The 16868-nt window shown below is 65.6% G+C and carries 17 protein-coding genes; 5 read left to right on the top strand and 12 right to left on the bottom strand.

Going from position 1 to position 16868, the window contains the following annotated elements; genetic code table 11:
• Positions 1-72: 72 nt before the first annotated feature.
• On the top strand, positions 73-735 hold the full coding sequence (locus tag HBH1_RS20465; RefSeq protein WP_102664150.1) for a hypothetical protein: 663 nt from the start codon (positions 73-75) through the stop codon (positions 733-735).
• Between the two features lie 93 nt (positions 736-828).
• On the top strand, positions 829-1908 hold the full coding sequence (gene hisC / locus HBH1_RS20470) for a histidinol-phosphate transaminase (protein ID WP_102664151.1): 1080 nt from the start codon (positions 829-831) through the stop codon (positions 1906-1908).
• Positions 1909-1951: 43 nt separating this feature from the next.
• Here hisC and HBH1_RS20475 read toward each other — a convergent pair whose 3' ends face one another.
• Together HBH1_RS20475 and HBH1_RS20480 are read right to left on the bottom strand one after the other, a co-directional pair.
• The gene (locus HBH1_RS20475) at positions 1952-3160 is read right to left on the bottom strand and encodes a YbfB/YjiJ family MFS transporter (RefSeq protein ID WP_102664152.1); all 1209 of its coding nucleotides are present in this window, start codon (positions 3158-3160) and stop codon (positions 1952-1954) included.
• 89 nt (positions 3161-3249) lie between these two features.
• Positions 3250-3849 carry an HD-GYP domain-containing protein gene (locus HBH1_RS20480; protein WP_006464601.1) on the bottom strand — a complete coding sequence of 200 codons (600 nt, stop codon included), beginning with the start codon at positions 3847-3849 and terminating at the stop codon, positions 3250-3252.
• A 268-nt stretch (positions 3850-4117) separates the two neighbouring features.
• Here HBH1_RS20480 and HBH1_RS20485 point away from each other — a divergent pair, with 268 nt between their 5' ends.
• Positions 4118-5278, top strand: a complete 1161-nt coding sequence (locus tag HBH1_RS20485) for an MFS transporter (RefSeq protein ID WP_102664153.1) — start codon at positions 4118-4120, stop codon at positions 5276-5278.
• A gap of 59 nt (positions 5279-5337) precedes the next feature.
• Positions 5338-6033, top strand: a complete 696-nt coding sequence (locus HBH1_RS20490; protein ID WP_102664154.1) for an alpha/beta fold hydrolase — start codon at positions 5338-5340, stop codon at positions 6031-6033.
• Positions 6034-6125: 92 nt separating this feature from the next.
• Here HBH1_RS20490 and HBH1_RS20495 read toward each other — a convergent pair whose 3' ends face one another.
• Both HBH1_RS20495 and HBH1_RS20500 read right to left on the bottom strand, forming a co-directional pair.
• Positions 6126-6395, bottom strand: a complete 270-nt coding sequence (locus HBH1_RS20495) for a hypothetical protein (protein WP_077237301.1) — start codon at positions 6393-6395, stop codon at positions 6126-6128.
• A gap of 365 nt (positions 6396-6760) precedes the next feature.
• Complete coding sequence (locus tag HBH1_RS20500) at positions 6761-7735, bottom strand: NAD(P)H-dependent flavin oxidoreductase (RefSeq protein WP_102664155.1); 975 nt, start codon at positions 7733-7735, stop codon at positions 6761-6763.
• 291 nt (positions 7736-8026) lie between these two features.
• On the opposite strand from HBH1_RS20500, the gene HBH1_RS25260 reads away from it, so the two are divergent.
• On the top strand, positions 8027-8182 hold the full coding sequence (locus tag HBH1_RS25260) for a hypothetical protein (protein ID WP_166757989.1): 156 nt from the start codon (positions 8027-8029) through the stop codon (positions 8180-8182).
• 162 nt (positions 8183-8344) lie between these two features.
• On the opposite strand, the gene HBH1_RS20505 is transcribed toward HBH1_RS25260, so the two are convergent.
• The 8 genes from HBH1_RS20505 to HBH1_RS20540 form a co-directional block, all read right to left on the bottom strand.
• Complete coding sequence (locus tag HBH1_RS20505; protein ID WP_102664156.1) at positions 8345-9253, bottom strand: hydroxymethylglutaryl-CoA lyase; 909 nt, start codon at positions 9251-9253, stop codon at positions 8345-8347.
• Positions 9254-9314: 61 nt separating this feature from the next.
• Positions 9315-9824: a YbaK/EbsC family protein gene (locus HBH1_RS20510; protein ID WP_102664157.1), complete on the bottom strand. Its 510-nt coding sequence runs from the start codon at positions 9822-9824 to the stop codon at positions 9315-9317.
• 92 nt (positions 9825-9916) lie between these two features.
• On the bottom strand, positions 9917-10846 hold the full coding sequence (locus HBH1_RS20515) for an MBL fold metallo-hydrolase (RefSeq protein ID WP_102664158.1): 930 nt from the start codon (positions 10844-10846) through the stop codon (positions 9917-9919).
• Between the two features lie 19 nt (positions 10847-10865).
• A complete protein-coding gene (locus HBH1_RS20520) occupies positions 10866-12893 on the bottom strand; it encodes an acetyl/propionyl/methylcrotonyl-CoA carboxylase subunit alpha (protein ID WP_102664159.1) in 2028 nt (675 codons plus the stop codon).
• A gap of 22 nt (positions 12894-12915) precedes the next feature.
• A complete protein-coding gene (locus HBH1_RS20525; RefSeq protein WP_102664160.1) occupies positions 12916-14550 on the bottom strand; it encodes a carboxyl transferase domain-containing protein in 1635 nt (544 codons plus the stop codon).
• Positions 14551-14608: 58 nt separating this feature from the next.
• Positions 14609-15025 (bottom strand): YchJ family protein, encoded by a 417-nt coding sequence (locus HBH1_RS20530; RefSeq protein ID WP_006464591.1) that lies wholly within the window; start codon positions 15023-15025, stop codon positions 14609-14611.
• Positions 15025-15627, bottom strand: a complete 603-nt coding sequence (locus HBH1_RS20535; protein WP_102664161.1) for a 2-hydroxychromene-2-carboxylate isomerase — start codon at positions 15625-15627, stop codon at positions 15025-15027. The genes HBH1_RS20530 and HBH1_RS20535 overlap by 1 nt, the downstream gene beginning before the upstream one ends.
• Before the next feature lie 36 nt (positions 15628-15663).
• Positions 15664-16848, bottom strand: coding sequence for an isovaleryl-CoA dehydrogenase (locus tag HBH1_RS20540; RefSeq protein WP_102664162.1), 1185 nt, complete (start codon positions 16846-16848; stop codon positions 15664-15666).
• Between the last annotated feature and the right edge of the window lie 20 nt (positions 16849-16868).

The raw sequence follows: 16868 nt of genomic DNA on the forward strand, positions 1-16868 counted from the left end.
CTGTCACCGCAACGACAGTCTGGCGGGCAGGCCTGGCATACCATCGGCCGACATTCCCGCAACTGAATTCCCATGGCCATCGTCACCCATCATCACCTGCAATTGCGCGAACTGCGTTTCGCCGCGCCGGCGCGGGTGCGGGTGTGGAAGGGCGCAGCCACGCTCAGGAGCGGCAATGTCACCATCGAACTGAGGGAGGGCGAGAGCTTCACCGTCCCGTCCTTCGTGCGCTTCTCCTGCCTGGCCCACCCGCGCATGGCGGCGCAGGGCATGCGTCCGGCCGTCTGGTCGTTGGCGCTGGAGACGCAATCCCCGGCCGACATGGAAAGTGCGGCCGATGCCAGCAAGCCCCATGCACGTCGCCTGGCCGCCGCGATCTTCGCGCGACCTGCAGCCGACTGGCGCGCCGAGGGCATTGCCCGTGACTGGCAGATGAGCCCGGCGCGCCTGCGCGCGCTGCTGTTCGCCGAAGGCGAATCGCTGCGCAGCCTGGTGCGTGAGCAGCGCGTGGCCTGGGTCCTGGCCGGGCTGGCGCGCATGGAAGATGCCGGCGCACCGCCTGCGGCGGCCGGATTTGCCTCGCTGGCAGCGCTGCAGCGGGCTTGCCAGGAAGCCATCGGGCTGCCGCCGGAGATTGCCCGCCGCGCCATCTCGCTGCTCAGCAGCACGCCCGTGCAGGTCGCACCGTCGCGCCGGGACGATGTGCGCAAGCCGCGCTACCGGCCCTATTTCTGAGATTTCCAGCGCGCATTCCGCCGCCCGGCGGCAAGTTTGCTACCATCTGCGCTTTCCCTCAATTCTGTGTGGCCCGCTGCGGGCCGATTTCTCATGAGCAAGTTCTGGAGCCCCATCGTCAGCCGCCTGACGCCCTACACCCCCGGCGAACAACCCAAGATCGCGCGCCTGGTCAAGCTCAATACCAACGAGAGCCCGTATGGCCCGTCGCCGCTGGCGCTGCAGGCCATCGCCCGTGAAGTCAGCGACAGCCTGCGCCTGTATCCCAATCCGGATGCCGAGCCGCTCAAGCTGGCCATCGCCCGCCGCCATGCCGCAGACGGCATCAGCGCGCGCGAGGTGTTCGTGGGCAATGGCTCCGACGAAGTGCTGGCGCATGCCTTCCAGGCCCTGCTGCAGCATGGCAAGCCGATCCTGTTCCCGGACATCACCTACAGCTTCTATCCGACCTATGCCGGCCTGTACCAGGTCGAGTATCGCGCCGTGCCGCTGGCCGAGGATTTCACGCTGCGCGCCGACGACTACATCGGCCAGGGTGAGGCCATCGGCGGCATCATCTTCCCCAACCCGAACGCGCCCACCGGCTGCCTGCTGGGACTGGACCAGATCGAGCGCATCCTGCAGGGCAATCCGGAGCGGGTGGTGGTGGTCGATGAGGCCTATATCGATTTCGGCGGCCAGAGTGCCATCCCGCTGGTGCAGCGCTATCCCAACCTGCTGGTGGTGCAGACCTTCTCCAAGTCGCGCGCGCTGGCCGGCATGCGGGTCGGTTTTGCCATCGGCCACGCCGACCTGATCGATGCGCTGGAGCGGGTCAAGAACAGCTTCAATTCCTATCCGCTGGACCGTCCGGCGATTGCCGGCGCCACTGCCGCCATCGAGGACGAGGACTACTTCCAGAAGACCTGCGGCATGGTCATCGCCAGTCGCACCGCCCTGGTGGCGCAGCTGGAAGGCCTGGGCTTCCAGGTCCTGCCGTCGGCGGCCAACTTCGTCTTCGCGCGTCATCCGCAACACGATGCGGCTACTGTGGCGGCGGCGTTGCGCAGCGACGGCATCATCGTGCGTCACTTCAAGACCGAGCGCATCAACCAGTTCCTGCGCATCACCATCGGTACCGATGCGGATTGCGCCACGCTGGTGGAGGCACTGGGGCGCCATCTGGGTCAGTAGTAAGTCCGACGGGGACCGGCGGCCCGTCCGCCGTCCCCAAGCCTTAGCTGAGCGGCCGCTGGCGCCACGCCACCAGGGACCCGGCCAGCAGCATCAGGGCGGAAAACACCAGTCCGCGTTGCAGCCCACCGGCACCATCGGCGATCCAGCCGACGATGGACGGACCGATGATCTGCCCGACCGCGAAGACGATGGTGAAGGCGCTGATGCCGGCCGGCCAGTCCGAGGGCGGCAGGTTGTGGCGCACCATGGCCGTGGTCGAGGCCACCGCAGAGAGAAAACATCCCCCGAAGAGCAGGCCGGAGGCGAACACTGCCACCGGCGCGTCCGTCGTGGCCGGCAGCAGCGTGGCTACGCACAGCAGGCCGTTGAGGATGGCCAGCGACTGCCCGCCGCGGAAGCGGTCCAGCATGCGCGCCCAGATGCGCGAGGAGGCAAAGGTGGCCGCGCCCAGCAGCGCAAAGAAGAGCGTGATGCGCGCCGGTGCCATGCCTTCTTCCTTGAGCAGGGCGATCACGAAGGTCATGTAGCCGATATAGCCCAGCCCGAAAAAGAGATAGCCCACGAGTCCATACAGCAGGCTGCGCGCCCGCCAACGGCTGGTGCCGGCCGCCTGCGCCGGGCTGGTCGGCATCAGTGCTGCCGGCAATGCCATGACGATGCTGGCCACCAGTGCCAGCAGGCCCAGCAGTATCCACGCCCATTGCCAGGGATGGGCTGCGCCCCGTGCCAGGGCGGCGTCCATGACGGGCGGCACCAGCAGTGAGGCGGCGACGATACCGATGCCGGTGCCACCGTAGTAGAGCCCCAGCAGCAGGCCCGCGCGTTGCGCATGCAGCGCTGCCAGGCGGCTGACCAGCAGTCCCCCCGAGACGAAGATGAGCGCACTGGTCACGCCGGTGACCATCCGCAGCAGCAGTTGCAGCAGCGTGTCCGTGGTCAGGGCCGGCAGGAAGGACAGCAGCGCCGTTCCGAAGGCACCCGCGATGAGGACCCGATGCGCCTGGTAGCGGCGCATCAGCATGGGTGTCAGCAACGCCCCCAGCAGGTAGCCCAGGGCATTGCCGGTATTCATGCCACCAGCCACCAGATAAGGCCAGCCGAGGTCGGCGCGCATCGGCGCCAGCAGCAGGGCGTAGGAAAAGCGCGCCAGGCCCAGTGCCACGGCGGTGCCAAGCGACAGGGCCAGGGCGGTCAGGATGGGGTGGCGCAGGATGAAGGGTGAGGGCGCATGCGCAGCTTGGCTGGTCATGGGATGGCGTCTCCGGGCGGTCTTGTTATGGTGCCCAGTGTAGCCGATGCGGGAGGGAGATATGCGCTGAGGTGGGCGGAGGCGTTGGCTCAGTTGGCGATGGGGCGCCAGTTGTGCTCCTGTACCACGTGCAGACAGGCATCCACCACCACCGGGTCCAGGCGGCTGCCGCGTTGGCGCTGGATTTCTTCCAGTGCCACGGCCATGCCCAGCGACTTGCGGTAGGGGCGGTCGGCCGACATCGATTCGACGATGTCGGCAACGGTCAGGATGCGCGATTCGAAGGGCAGGGCGTCGCCGCTGATGCCACGCGGATAGCCGCTGCCGTCGAGGTATTCATGGTGGCACCAGACGATTTCGGCCAGGTTGAAGGGGAAGCTGATCTTGTTGAGCATCTCGTAGCCGAATTGCACGTGGGTCTTGAGCACGCCATATTCGTCGGCCGTGATGCGGCCCGGCTTGGTGAGCAGTTCCAGCGGTATCCTGGCCTTGCCGATGTCATGCACCTGGGCCGCCATGTGCAGCACGTCGATGCGCTCGGCGGGCAGGCGCAGATGCCGCCCGATCATGACCGCCAGCTCGGCGGTCTGATCCTCGTGATTGGGCGTATAGCCGTCAGTGAGCCGATGCATGGCGATCAATGCATCGATGACTTCCTGATAGATCTTGTTCGGTTCTGAAACTGGCATTCCTGTCCCTGCGAGATTGCAGCCGCCGGCAGCGTCGGTCGCTCAGAGTGCGGTTCGATCCGTGATCTGCAAGGCGGCATGCGCCCTTCTTGCAAGCTGGCAGGTTCGTTGGCTTCTGAATGGCCACCCTGGGGGTGGCCCTGCACCGCGGTGTCCGACAGCGCATGACGATGCGCTTTCCCGGTTGTCGGATAATAGCGGTTTGCAATACTGAAACTCATTTCAGGAAAGAAATGATTTTTGCGCAGTTTACATTCCTGACTTATCGATGACAACCAAGCCGTCCCCTTCTCGTCCTGCTTCTCCCTCGCGCCTGATCTGGCGCAAGTTTGCCATTCCCCTGTTTTTCCTGCTGCTGGGAATCGTCTTTGCCACCTGGGCCGCACGCATTCCCGCCATCCGGGATCATCTGCAGCTGGACGCGGCCACGCTGGCGCTGGTGCTGTTGTGCGGCGGGATCGGCGCGGTCGGTTCGTTCCCGCTGGCGGCCTGGATCACCGGGCACTATGGCGCGCGCCACAGCACCCTCTACGCCGGCCTGGCGTTGCTGGTGTCGCTGCCGCTGCTGGGCCTGGCGCCGGGGCTGGCGAGCCTGATGCTTGTCTGCACCCTGTACGGCGCAGCCTCCAGTTGCTTCGACGTCGCCATCAACGCGCTGGGTGCGCAGGCCGAGCGCGATGCCGGGCGCCCCATCATGTCGATGCTGCACGGCTGGTTCTGTGTTGGGACCTTCTCGGGCGCGCTGATTGCCAGTGCGGTGGCGGGGCTGGGCATCGCACCGGTCTGGCACTTCCTGCTGGTGGCGGCGCTGTTCCTCTATCCCCTGTACGCGGCCTATGTGGCCCTGCCCGACGACCGCCCGGAACATGATCCACAGCGCAAGCTCTTCGCGGTACCGCATGGCCATCTGGTGGTGCTGGGGGTGATCGCCTTTTGCGGGGCCATCGTCGAGGGTTCGGTGGCCGACTGGAGTGGCATCTACATGAAGGACCACATCGGCGCCAGCGATGGCAGCACACCGCTGGCCTATGCCGCCTTCGCCGGCATGATGCTGATCATGCGCATGGTCGGTGACAGTCTCAAGGCCCGTTACGACGCGCGCCGGGTGGTCTGGGTCGGTACCCTGGTCGCCAGCGCCGGCATCGCGCTGGCGGTGGTCGCGCCCGGCATGGCCGTGGCCATCCTGGGGTTTGCCATTGCCGGCACCGGCGTGGCGGCGGTGTTTCCCTTCGTCTTCAGTGCTGCTGGCCGACATGGCTCGACGGCACTGGCGGCGGTGGCCACGCTGGGCTACAGCGGCAGCTTGATCGGACCGCCGGTGTTCGGCTTCCTGGCGCATGGCTGGGGTCTGCAGGCGGCGCTGGCGCTGCTGGGCGTGCTGTGCCTGGCCATGGCCGGCTCCAGCCGACGCGCGCTGTGGCTGCAGTAGATGGCGCGGGCGCCTACAATAGCGCCTCTCTTGAAACAACGGATGCAAGGAATATCACGATGCGCAACCTGGTCCTGCTGCCGGGCTTCATGCTCAATGAACACCTGTGGGACGACATGCGGGACGATCTCGCCACGCTGGGGGCCCTGACCTTTGGCGACCTCGGCCAGGATATCGGCATCCAGGCCATGGCCGATGCGGTCCTGCGTCAGGCGCCGGAGCGCTTCGTGCTGCTGGGGTTTTCCATGGGCGGCTTCGTGGCCCAGGCAATCGCCCTGAAGGCGCCTGAGCGTGTGCTGGGGCTGGGGCTGCTCAATACCTCTTCACGCCCGCAGACCGAGCGTGAATCGCAGGGCACGCTGGCCCAGCTCGACATGGCCCAGCGCACGCCCTTCAAGGGGCTGACCTCGCGGGCGCTGGTGTCGTCCCTGCATCCGGCACGGAGCACCGATCGCACGTTGCTGGACCGGCTGCAGGCGATGGCACTGGCCAACGGCAAGGAAGTCTTCCTGCGCCAGCTGCAGACCCTGCGCGACAGCAATGCGGAAGAACTGCAACAGTTGCAGTGCCCGGTCCTCATCGTCAGCAGTGACGAAGACAAGTTGCGCAGCGTGGAGGAATCGGAAGAGATGGCGCGACGGATACCGCAATCGCGCCTGGAGATCATCGGCGATAGCGGTCACATGACGCCGATGGAAAAGCCGCAGGAATTGTTTGCCATCCTCTCGGACTGGATTACGCGTTCGGGTCTGTAGGTCCTTAAGTTCCTAGTCCCTGAGTCCCGAAATCCCGCTCCCGCCCGGACTCGCGGGATGCGGGCATTGCGCCCGCACTTCGTCCCGCCTGCTCATCCTTCGTCGGGCTCCTTGCGCGGGGCGCCGGCTGCCCGGCCGCCCGCACCCTTGTTGACTTCGTCCAGACCGCCGGTGCCGCGCAGGTCGGTATCGACCTGGCCCTTGCGGATATCGTCGTAGGCCTGGCGGATTTCCGGGCGGTCTACCGCATGGCCGCTGCGCGCCGGGTCCTGACGGTCTGCATTCTGGTCCTGCTCATGGGGCAGTCGGGGTTTGTCGTGTTTGGGATGACGATCTTTTCTGGTTCTCAGGAAGCTGGTCATGTTGGGGTCCTCGCATCAAATGGTTGACTCTTCTTTTGCCGCAGGGCCGGCGCCGAGGAGCTTGAGTACAGTGGCTCACAAGCTCATCGGCTACCTTGCGCATGCACGAAGCGAACAAATACGACCGGGCCTCGCACAAGAAGTGCCGCCAGTTACAAGGCAGGATGCAAAATAGGAATTTGTCCGACAGAGGATTCGTACAGACCGCGCCGGAAGGGCGCGGCGGGGCGATGAACTCGTCCGTTGGATGCGCCAGGACTGGGCGCGTTCCGCCGCGCTGGTGCAGGCTTGCACAAAAAGGGAAAGGCGGATGGGGTCACCCATCCGCCTTGTCCTGAACCACCGCGACGTCGCGTTGCAGGTTCTTACAGCGCCAGTCGCGTACGTGCGGCGTGATACTCAGCCTCCAGCCGATCCACCATCTCGGCCACACCAGGCACGTCGTCCATCAGCCCCACGCCCTGGCCGGCGCCCCAGATATCGCGCCAGGCCTTGGCCTTGCTGCCGCCGCCGGAGCCGAAGTTCATCTTGGTCTTGTCGGCCTCGGGCAGGTTGTCCGGATCCAGCCCGGCGTTGACGATGGACTTCTTGAGATAGTTGCCGTGCACCCCCGTGAAGAGGTTGGTGTACACCACATCGGCCGCGGAGGAGTCGACGATGGCCTGGCGATAGGCCTCATCGACATTCGATTCGCGCGTGGCCAGCCAGCGCGATCCCATGTAGGCGAAGTCGGCGCCCATGGCCTGCGCGGCCAGCACGGCGTCGCCCGTGGCAATGGCACCCGACAGCACCAGCGGCCCCTGGAACATCTTGCGCACCTCGCCCACCAGCGCAAAGGGCGACAGCGTCCCGGCATGGCCGCCAGCGCCGGCCGCCACCAGGATCAGGCCATCGACCCCGGCTTCCAGCGCCTTTTCGGCATGACGCAGGGAGATCACGTCATGCAGCACGATGCCGCCATAGCTGTGCACGGCATCGAGCATCTCCTGCGGAGGCGCGCGCAGGCTGGAGATGATGATGGGGACCTGATGCTTGACGCAGGTGGCCACGTCCTGGGCCAGACGGTCATTGGACTGGTGCACGATCTGGTTCACCGCAATCGGACCGACCTTGCGTTCCGGGTGCTGCGCCTGCCACTGCGCCAGTTCTTCCTGCAACTGGGTCAGCCAGACATCGAGTTGCTCGGCCGGACGGGCGTTGAGCGCGGGAAATGAGCCGACCAGCCCGGCCTTGCACTGGGCCGCTACCAGCGCGGGACCACTGGCGATGAACATGGGCGAGCAGATGATGGGCAGGCGCAGATCTTGCAATGCTTTGGGGTAAGCAGGGGCTGGTGGCATGGTCGTCTCTCGTTGGTTGTCGTTATATCAAGGCACAAGGCCGCTTTTGTCGGACGATTATAGGATAAAAGTCGAAAAAATATAACGATCGTGCTTTTTGTTGCGCGAATGGGAAATTTCAGGAAATTATTTATATGATTTACTGTCTTATCCCGACCATGTGCTATGTTTTCCACAAGCCTGGCGTAAAACAGGCCACGCAGGCGCCACCGGGGGCGTGTTGCGGGTCCGGCTCAGCCGGAAGGGCCATGCCCGAGTTTCATCAGCCGTCAATTGTCGCAGGGGGGAATCATGCAAAACTTCGATCTGGTCAACGTCCTCATCATCGTCCTGGCTGCCGTCGCATTGATCGCCGGCGCCGTGCTGCACAAACGCGCCTTGAAGAAGGCGCTGATCGAGGCCGACAAGTTGCCGGTACGCGGATTGCGTCGTTATCGTCAGCAGTGAGCTGTGAGCAATCGCAATAAGGAATAAACAATGGCGCGGTGGCTGCTAAGGCAGCCCCGCGCCATTCTGCTTGCCGGGTGTCAGTCGCTCAGTATGACCACTGCAGCTGAGGCGACCGTCCAACAGCGCTGACTCAAACCGGCCCGCCTCACCCCACTCACCTCACCCCGCCCGCTTCGCCGCAATCGCATTGCCTGCGCGGCTGACCGACTTGCGTCCCAGGTGCTGCGAGATGAACTGTCCCGCATCGACCACCGCATCCAGGTCCACGCCCGTCTCTATCCCCAGCCCGTTCATCATGTACAGCACATCCTCGGTGGCGACATTGCCGGTTGCGCCCTTGGCGTAGGGGCAGCCGCCCAGGCCGGCCACGGAGGCGTGGTAGATGCTGATGCCGGCCTGCAGGCTGGCGTAGATGTTGGCCAGCGCCTGTCCGTAGGTATCGTGGAAGTGGCCGGAGAGTCCTTCGATGTGGAACTCGCGGATCGCCGTTTCCATCACCGGGCGCACCTTGTCCGGCGTGGCCACGCCGATGGTGTCGGCAATGTCGATCTCGTCACAGCCCAGTTCGCGGAAGCGCCGGACGACATCGGCCACCGCCTCCAGCGGGACCTCGCCCTGGTACGGGCAGCCGAAGGCGCAACTGACCGCCGCACGCAGGCGCTTGCGATGGGCCTTGGCGGCCTTGGCGACTTCGGCGAAACGGTCGATGGATTCGGCGATGGAACAGTTGATGTTCTTCTGCGAAAACGCTTCCGAGGCCGCGCCAAAGATCACCACCTCGTCCACGCCCGCTTCCAGCGCCGCCTCGAAGCCCTTCATGTTGGGCACCAGCGCCGAATAGACCACGCCCGGCTTGCGCGTGATGCCGTGCATGACCTCGGTCGAGGTAGCCATCTGCGGCACCCATTTGGGCGAGACGAAGGAGGCCGCTTCCACATTCGGGAAACCCGCCGCCGTGAGACGGTCGACCAGTTCGATCTTGATCGCGGCGGAAATGGTTTCCTTCTCGTTCTGCAGACCGTCGCGGGGTCCGACTTCGACGATCTTCACTTTCTTGGGCAGGTTCATCTGGCTTGTCTCCGTTGGTTGTGTTCGTGGGGATTCTTGTTCTGGTCTGGTTCAGTTGGGATCAGGCTGCGGTCGGCGCGGCATCCAGTCGCACGTCGCTGACGGCGCCGCCGGTCATTTCCTGCAGTTGGGCTGCGGTCAGGTTGAAGACGGCATGCGGGTGGCCGGCGGCGGCCCAGACGCTGTCGTAGTTGAACAGGTCGCGGTCGATCAGCATCACCGGCTTGACGACGTGGCCGACCGGGCAGACGCCACCGATGGCGTAGCCGGTGTTGTCGCGCACGAAGCGGGCATCGGCCTTGCCCAGCGGGCCGACCAGGGCGGTCACCTTGGCTTCGTCGACGCGGTTGGCGCCGCTGGCGATGACCAGCACCGGTGCATCGTCGGCCATACGGCGGAAGATGATGGACTTGGCGATCTCGGCCACGCTGCAACCAACGGCGGCGGCGGCTTCAGCCGAGGTGCGGCCGGTCGAGGGCAGCATCACGACCGGTTTGTCATGCCCCATGCCGGCCAGCAGGTCGGCGACGCGTTGGGCGGAGGAGGGCAGGGGTGCGGCGGTGTCGTTCATGAGTCGGATCGGATCAAACGCGGTAGGTAGATGGAGCGGGAAATGATAACAGCATGGCCGCCACGCTTCAGGCTGCGCGGCGGTCAGTGTGCTTACCGGTCCAGCAGGAACACGCCGTCGCTGTGCGCCGCGCCGGCCCGTTCCAGTTGCGCCACGCACCAGCGGGACAGGGCGACGTCGTCCATCTGCAGGAAGCGTTCATTGGTGATGCGCAGCAAGGGGATGTCGCGCATCATCGCCGGCAACTGCCCCAGCGCGATGCGGCCACGTTCCAGCAGCAGGAACTTGACCAATACCTTGATGCCGTTATGGGCGTTGCGCAAGGGATCGGCCTGCAGGTAGTCCAGCCGCGAGAAGGCCTTGTCCAGGGCGTCGTCGATGTCCTGGAAGGGAGCGCCATGACCGGGGATGACGGTACGCACGTCGAGCGTGCGGATCAGCTCCAGCGTGGCGCGCGCTTCGTCGAATCCGGATTCACCATCCAGCTCGGGAAAGATGATGCCGAAGCCATTGCGCCACAAGGCATCGGCCGAGATCAGCACGCCTTCCTGCGCACAGTAGAACAGCAGCGCATGCGGATCATGTCCGGGGGCGGCCAGCGCCTGCCAGTCCAGGTCGCCCATGCGCAACACGTCGCCACTGGCGATGGTCTGCGACGCCGTGAAACGCGGGCAGCGCTGGCCGGTGGCGCGGTAGCTGAGGGCGTCCTCGTCCCAGTGGCGCACCTTGTCCGCTTCGGCGGCGGGGATGGCGATGCGGCAGCCATAGGCTTCCTGCAGGGCGGCATTGCCGCCGCAGTGGTCGGAATGCAGATGGGTGTTGACCAGCAGGTCCAGCCCGTCCCGACCGCGCTGGGCCAGCACATGCCGTACCAGTGTCAGGGTCTGTTCGGCGTGGCTGACGTAGCCGCTGTCGATCATCGCCACTTCGTCGCGGCCGAACAGCAACACGTTGTTGGAGGATAGCCAGCCCCGCTCCAGCACATGGATGGAAGGGGCCACACGTAGCGCGGGGGCGTTCATGGCAAGCTACCCGGCGCCCTCAGGCGGCCTTGAATTCCAGCAACTGCGCGCCCTCGGTCACCTGGTCGCCAACCGCATAGAGCAGGTCCTCGACCACACCGGCAGAGGGCGCGGCGATGGTGTGTTCCATCTTCATGGCTTCCATGATGAGCAGGGGCGCACCCTGCGCCACGCTGGCGCCCTTCTGTACCAGCAGGGCGACGATCTTGCCGGGCATGGGGGCGGTCAGGCGGCCGCCCTCGGCTTCGCTGTGGCCGGCATGGGCCATGGGGTCGAGATGGCGCAGGCTGCGCTGTCCCTGGCCATCGAAGATGTGCAGCCATTCGCCTTCACGCTGGACCTCGGCGCGCAATGTGCGGCCGTCCAGCGAGACCAGTACGCCATCCTGGCCGCCGGGGTCGAAGGCCAGCGTATGCTTGCCGCCGTCGGCAAGCAGCGTCCAGTGCCGGCCGTCGCCAGCGTAGTCCAGTTGCACCGTCGCCGGTCCCGAATCGTCCTCGAAGTCCAGGCTGCGCAGCAGGCGGGTGTTGAGTCGCCAGCCGCTGGTGTGCGCCCAGGGGTCGGTGTCGCTGCCCGCCTGCTGCTCCTGCTGCAGGATGGCGGCGGCGGCCAGCGCCAGGGTGTCGATACCGGGCCGCACCGGCGCCGGAAACAGGCTGTCGCGATGACGTTCGATCAGGCCGGTATCGAGGTCGGCAGTGGCAAAGGCCTGACCGGCAATCAGGCGCTGCAGGAAGCCGATATTGGTGGCCAGCCCAACCACCTGGTACTGCGCCAGCGCACGCGCCATGTTGCGCAGGGCGGCGTGGCGGTCGGCGCCCCAGACGATGAGCTTGGCGATCATGGGGTCGTAGAAGGGCGAGATGGCATCGCCCTCGCGCACGCCGGAATCGATGCGCACCGGCGCCGGCTGCCCGGCACCATTCTCGCCCAGGCGGAACTCCACCGCCGCGGCGCTGCGCATGCGGGTGAGGGTGCCAATGGAGGGCAGGAAGCCCTTCTCGGGGTTCTCCGCATAGATGCGGGCTTCGATGGCGTGGCCGTTGATGCGCAGTGCATCCTGCTCCAGCGGCAGCGCCTCGCCTGCGGCTACGCGCAGTTGCCATTCCACCAGATCGAGGCCAGTGATCATTTCGGTGACGGGATGCTCCACCTGCAGGCGGGTATTCATTTCCATGAAATAGAAACTGCCGTCCTGGCCGCTGCTGTAGTCGGCGATGAATTCCACCGTGCCGGCACCGACATAGCCGACGGCGCGGGCCGCGGCCACCGCCGCTTCTCCCATGGCAGCGCGCCGGCCGCAGCTCATGCCGGGGGCCGGGGCTTCTTCCAGGACCTTCTGGTGACGGCGCTGCACGGAGCAGTCGCGTTCGAACAGATAGACGCAGTTCCCCTGGCCGTCGGCGAAGACCTGGATTTCGATGTGGCGTGGCCGGGTCAGGTATTTTTCGACCAGCACGCGGTCGTCGCCGAAGCTGGAGATCGCCTCGCGCTTGCAGGAGGCCAGCGCGGCCTCGAAGTCTTCCGAGCGTTCGACCACGCGCATGCCCTTGCCACCGCCCCCGGCGCTGGCCTTGAGCAGCACCGGGTAGCCGATGCGGTCGGCCTCGCTACGCAGGAAATCGCTCTCCTGGCGCTCGCCGTGGTAGCCCGGTACCAGTGGCACGGCAGCGGTTTCCATCAACGCCTTGGCGGCCGATTTGGAACCCATGGCGCGGATCGCTGAGGCCGGTGGGCCGATGAAGACCAGCCCGGCGTCGGCGCAGGCCTGGGCGAACTCGGCGTTCTCGGAGAGGAAGCCGTAGCCCGGATGGATCGCCTGGGCCCCGGTAGCCAGGGCGGCGGCGATGATCTTGTCGGCGCAGAGATAGCTTTCCTTGGCCGGCGCCGGTCCCAGGCGAACGCTCTGGTCGCAGGCCTGGACGTGCTTGGCGCGGGCATCGGCGTCGGAATAGACGGCCACCGTGGCGATGCCCAGGCGACGTGCGGTAGCGGCCACGCGGCAGGCGATTTCGCCGCGATTGGCGATCAGGATCTTGTTGAACATGGTGTCTCCTCGGTGGCGTGGCTCAGATGCGGAAGACGCCGAATCGGGTCTCTTCGATGGGGGCGTTGAGCGCCGCCGACAGCCCCAGCGCCAGCACCTGGCGGGTATCGGCGGGGTCGATCACGCCGTCGTCCCACAGTCGCGCCGAGGCGTAGTAGGGATGGCCCTGGCTTTCGTACTGGGCGCGGATGGGTTCCTTGAAGGCGGCCTCTTCCTCGGCGCTCCAGCTGCCGCCGCGGGCTTCGATGCCGTCGCGCTTGACGGTGGCCAGCACGCTGGCGGCCTGTTCACCGCCCATCACCGAGATGCGTGCATTGGGCCACATCCACAGGAAGCGCGGCGAAAAGGCGCGGCCGCACATGCCATAGTTGCCCGCGCCGAAACTGCCGCCGATGATGACGGTCAGCTTGGGGACCTTGGCGGTGGAGACGGCGGTGACCATTTTTGCACCATGGCGGGCGATACCCTCGTTCTCGTACTTCTTGCCGACCATGAAGCCGGTGATGTTCTGCAGGAAGATCAGCGGGATCTTGCGCTGGCAGCACAGTTCGATGAAGTGGGTGCCCTTTTCGGCGGCCTCCGAGAAGAGGATGCCGTTGTTGGCGATGATGCCCACCGGCATGCCATGCAGGTGCGCGAATCCGCACACCAGGGTGGTGCCGTAGCGGGCCTTGAATTCATCGAACGCGCTGGCATCGACGATGCGGGCGATGACCTCGCGCACGTCGAAGGGCTTGCGGGTATCGGTGGGGATGACGCCATACAGTTCCTGGGCCGGGTAGCGGGGTTCCACGCTCTCGCGCAGCGCCAGTTGCTGTGGCTTGCGGCGGTTGAGGTGGCCGACGATGTTGCGGGCGATCGCCAGGGCGTGGGTATCGTCCTGGGCCAGGTGATCGGCCACGCCCGACAGGCGCGTATGGACGTCGCCGCCGCCCAGCTCCTCGGCGCTGACCACCTCGCCGGTGGCGGCCTTCACCAGTGGCGGGCCGGCCAGGAAGATGGTGGCCTGGTCCTTGACGATGATGGACTCGTCGCTCATGGCCGGGACATAGGCGCCGCCGGCAGTGCAGGAGCCCATCACCACGGCGATCTGGGCAATGCCCTTGGCCGACAGGTTGGCCTGGTTGAAGAAGATACGGCCGAAGTGGTCGCGGTCCGGGAAGACCTCATCCTGGTTGGGCAGGTTGGCACCGCCGCTGTCCACCAGATAGATGCAGGGCAGGTGATTGAATTCGGCGATCTCCTGCGCGCGCAGGTGCTTCTTGGCCGTCATCGGGTAGTAGGTACCGCCCTTGACGGTGGCGTCGTTGCAGACGATCACGCATTCCTGGCCAGCCACGCGGCCGATGCCGGTGATGATGCCGGCCGAGGGGGCAGCATCCTTGAGATTGCCGTCGCGATCCTTCTCGCGGTACATGCCGTAGGCGGCCAGTTGCGACAATTCCAGGAAGGGCGTGCCGGGGTCCAGCAGCATCTGCACGCGCTCGCGCGGCAACAGCTTGCCGCGGGCCAGGTGCTTTTCGCGGGCCGCCTGGCCGCCACCTTCGGCGATGGCAGCGACCTTCTGGCGCAGGTCGTCCACGATGCGCTGCATGGCCTCGCGGTTGTGCTGGAATTCCTCGCTGCGCGGGTTGAGCTTGCTTTCAATCTGCGGCATGGTGGTCTCTCGTCTCTCTGTTTTAGTTTCTTGTTGTGGCGCCGTGGTGCAGAAAACCTCAGCCTTCGGGGAAGCTGCCGTCCACGTAGTACCAGCGCATCTGTCCCTCGCCATCGGGCTGGCGCACGAAGTTGCTGATCTCGTGCAGGCGGTGGGCCTTGCCGCCCACCTTGAAGCGCGCTACGAATTCGACCGTGGCGGCATCGCTGCCGGCAGCGTGCTGGTGCTTCTTGATCTCCAGGCCGATCCACTTGACGTCGGTCTCGCTGGTGAGCTCTTCGTCCGGCAGTGTCTCGGGGAACCAGGTGGCGCGCAGGTAGGCTTCGTCGCGCAGGGCATAGGCGCTATAGCGCGAGCGCATCAGCAGTTCGGCCGTAGCCGGTACCTGGCCGCCGGTGATGAAGCGGCCACAGCATTTGTCGAAGCTGGGCTGGCCGCAGGGGCAGGGACCGCTCTTGTCTTTCTTGTTGCTCATCAGATCTTTCCGTTTTTCAGCAGGGCTTCCAGTTGGGCGAAGCGGTCGAAGCCCCAGAATTGTTCGCCATCGGCAATCACGAAGGGGGAGCCGAACACACCGGCCTTGCCGGCCGCCTCGGTGGCCTGGCGCAGTTGGTCCTTGAGTTCGGGAGAGATCAGGGCGGCCTCCAGCGCGGCGCGGTCGATGCCCAGGTCGGCGGCGATGCGCAGCACGTTGTCGGTGACGCTGATGTCGATGTCCTCGGTGAAGTAGGCGCTGTACAAGGTCTTGATCAACTCGACCGCCTTGGCCGGCTGCGTCTGCTGCACCCACAGCGTGGCGCGCGCGGCGACCTGGCTGCCGATGGGGAAGTTGCTGGGGGCCTTGTAGAAGATGTTGTGGAAGCGGGCGGTGCGCTCCATGTCATGGCGCGAATACTCGCCCTTGACCGGGATGTTGACCAGCGAGTTGGTGCCCAGGGTCTTGAAGATGGGGCCCAGCAGGATCGGGTGCCAGCTGACGGCGCGACCGTAGCGCGCGGCCAGCTTGTCGATCTCGACGGCACCGAAGTAGCCGTAGGGAGAGCTGAAGTCGAAGTAGAAATCGATGGATGTGCTCATGATGTTCCGTGCGGTTGAAGAGGGGGGAGCCGGCAATTACAGCGTATCGGCGAAGAGTTCGCGGCCGATCAGCATGCGCCGGATTTCGCTGGTGCCGGCGCCGATCTCGTAGAGCTTGGCGTCGCGCCACAGGCGGCCGACCGGATATTCGTTGATGTAGCCATTGCCGCCCAGCGACTGGATCGCCTCGCCGGCCATCCAGGTGGCCTTCTCGGCGCTGTAGAGGATGGCACCGGCGGCGTCCTTGCGCAGTGCGCGCACCTTGTCGGCACTGTCGGCGCGGTCGCAGGCCTGGCCCACGGCATAGACATAGGCCTTGCAGGCCATCATGGTGGAATACATGTCGGCCAGCTTGCCCTGCATCAGCTGGAATTCGCCGATGGCCTGGCCGAATTGCTTGCGGTCGTGGACATACGGTACCACCACGTCCATGCAGGCCTGCATGATCCCCAGTGGACCACCGGAGAGCACGCTGCGCTCGAAGTCCAGGCCCGACATCAGGACGTTGACGCCACGGCCGATGCCGCCCAGGATGTTTTCTTCCGGCACCTCGCAATCCTGGAACACCAGCTCGCCCGTGTGCGAGCCGCGCATGCCCAGCTTGTCCAGCTTCTGCGCCACCGAGAATCCCTTGTAGCCTTTTTCGACCAGGAAGGCGGTCATGCCACGGGCACCGGCATCCAGATCGGTCTTGGCATAGACCACCAGCACGTCGGCGTCGGGGCCGTTGGTGATCCACATCTTGCTGCCGTTGAGCACGTAGCGGTCGCCCTTCTTGTCGGCGCGCAGTTTCATGCTCACCACGTCGGAACCGGCATTGGGTTCGGACATGGCCAGGGCGCCGATGTAGTCACCGGAGATCAGTTTGGGCAGGTAGTTGCGCTTCTGTTCTTCGTTGCCGTTGCGCTTGATCTGGTTCACGCACAGGTTGGAGTGCGCGCCATAGGACAGGCCCACCGAGGCCGAGGCCCGCGAGATTTCTTCCATGGCGATGATGTGGGCCAGGTAACCCAGGCCGGCGCCGCCGTATTCCTCGGAGACGGTGATGCCCAGCACGCCGAGCTCGCCCAGCTTCTTCCACAGGTCCATGGGGAACTGGTCGCTGCGGTCGATCTCGGCGGCGCGCGGGGCGATCTCGCTGTGGGCGAAGGCGGCCACTGCTTCGCGCAGGGCGGCGATGTCTTCTCCGTGGTCGAAACTCAGGCCGGGCAGGTGGATCATGGGTGTCTCCTCGTTGGGTA

The sequence above is a fragment of the Herbaspirillum sp. BH-1 genome, from assembly GCF_002870055.1.
In the GTDB taxonomy this organism is placed as follows: Bacteria; Pseudomonadota; Gammaproteobacteria; order Burkholderiales; family Burkholderiaceae_D; genus Herbaspirillum; species Herbaspirillum frisingense.

Bases quoted from the DNA above. Each gene is read 5' to 3' on its own strand.
- HBH1_RS20540 (WP_102664162.1), bottom strand. From the start codon at position 16,848: ATGATCCACCTGCCCGGCCTGAGTTTCGACCACGGAGAAGACATCGCC.
- HBH1_RS20490 (WP_102664154.1), top strand. From the start codon at position 5,338: ATGCGCAACCTGGTCCTGCTGCCGGGCTTCATGCTCAATGAACACCTG.
- HBH1_RS20530 (WP_006464591.1), bottom strand. From the start codon at position 15,025: ATGAGCAACAAGAAAGACAAGAGCGGTCCCTGCCCCTGCGGCCAGCCC.
- HBH1_RS20535 (WP_102664161.1), bottom strand. From the start codon at position 15,627: ATGAGCACATCCATCGATTTCTACTTCGACTTCAGCTCTCCCTACGGC.
- HBH1_RS20485 (WP_102664153.1), top strand. From the start codon at position 4,118: ATGACAACCAAGCCGTCCCCTTCTCGTCCTGCTTCTCCCTCGCGCCTG.
- hisC (WP_102664151.1), top strand. From the start codon at position 829: ATGAGCAAGTTCTGGAGCCCCATCGTCAGCCGCCTGACGCCCTACACC.
- HBH1_RS20500 (WP_102664155.1), bottom strand. From the start codon at position 7,735: ATGCCACCAGCCCCTGCTTACCCCAAAGCATTGCAAGATCTGCGCCTG.
- HBH1_RS20525 (WP_102664160.1), bottom strand. From the start codon at position 14,550: ATGCCGCAGATTGAAAGCAAGCTCAACCCGCGCAGCGAGGAATTCCAG.
- HBH1_RS20465 (WP_102664150.1), top strand. From the start codon at position 73: ATGGCCATCGTCACCCATCATCACCTGCAATTGCGCGAACTGCGTTTC.
- HBH1_RS20510 (WP_102664157.1), bottom strand. From the start codon at position 9,824: ATGAACGACACCGCCGCACCCCTGCCCTCCTCCGCCCAACGCGTCGCC.
- HBH1_RS20515 (WP_102664158.1), bottom strand. From the start codon at position 10,846: ATGAACGCCCCCGCGCTACGTGTGGCCCCTTCCATCCATGTGCTGGAG.
- HBH1_RS20495 (WP_077237301.1), bottom strand. From the start codon at position 6,395: ATGACCAGCTTCCTGAGAACCAGAAAAGATCGTCATCCCAAACACGAC.
- HBH1_RS25260 (WP_166757989.1), top strand. From the start codon at position 8,027: ATGCAAAACTTCGATCTGGTCAACGTCCTCATCATCGTCCTGGCTGCC.
- HBH1_RS20520 (WP_102664159.1), bottom strand. From the start codon at position 12,893: ATGTTCAACAAGATCCTGATCGCCAATCGCGGCGAAATCGCCTGCCGC.
- HBH1_RS20505 (WP_102664156.1), bottom strand. From the start codon at position 9,253: ATGAACCTGCCCAAGAAAGTGAAGATCGTCGAAGTCGGACCCCGCGAC.
- HBH1_RS20480 (WP_006464601.1), bottom strand. From the start codon at position 3,849: ATGCCAGTTTCAGAACCGAACAAGATCTATCAGGAAGTCATCGATGCA.
- HBH1_RS20475 (WP_102664152.1), bottom strand. From the start codon at position 3,160: ATGACCAGCCAAGCTGCGCATGCGCCCTCACCCTTCATCCTGCGCCAC.